Here is a 537-nt window from a genome sequence, read left to right as displayed (position 1 = left end):
TATGAAGCCAGGAAGTGTCATTGTGGATATTGCAATAGATCAAGGTGGTACGGTAGAGACAGTTGATCATTATACAACTCATGATAATCCTGTATTTGTTAAACATGATGTGATCCACTATGCAGTACCCAATATGCCTGGTGCTACTCCACGTACTTCTACCATGGCCTTAGCAAATGGAAATATTGAGTATTTACTAGAAATAGCTAAAAATGGATTAGAGAATGCAATCCAAAATAAACCGGCTTTGGCGACGGGGGTAAATATTTACAAGGGTACAATAACTTATGAGAATTTAGGTACAACACTAGAATTAGATTATAAGCCATTGAAAGAAGTGTTAGTATGAGTAATGAGATTTTACCACTGAACATTGAGAATATAAAAAAAGCACAAAAAATTTTAGATGGAAATGCTAGAAAAACGCCTTTGGTTAAATCTTTCTATTTAACCAGTAAAACCGGTGGAGAAATTTATTTAAAGTTAGAAAACATGCAGTTAACTGGGTCATTCAAATTTCGTGGTGCATTTAATAAA

1 protein-coding gene and 1 pseudogene are annotated in these 537 nt (G+C 33.9%); both read left to right on the top strand.

What is annotated here, in order from left to right; all coding sequences use genetic code 11:
* Positions 1 to 349, top strand: a pseudogene (locus HMPREF2590_RS11555) (alanine dehydrogenase); the annotation flags it as partial.
* A partial coding sequence (locus HMPREF2590_RS11550) for a pyridoxal-phosphate dependent enzyme (RefSeq protein ID WP_141763533.1) occupies positions 346 to 537 on the top strand: 192 nt, incomplete at its 3' end. The pseudogene HMPREF2590_RS11555 and the gene HMPREF2590_RS11550, both read left to right, overlap by 4 nt.

Origin of the sequence: Bacillus sp. HMSC036E02, from assembly GCF_001836235.1 — a bacterium.
In the GTDB taxonomy this organism is placed as follows: Bacteria; Bacillota; Bacilli; order Bacillales; family Bacillaceae_G; genus Bacillus_A; species Bacillus_A cereus.
This window is presented reverse-complemented; position numbering and strand designations above follow the sequence as displayed.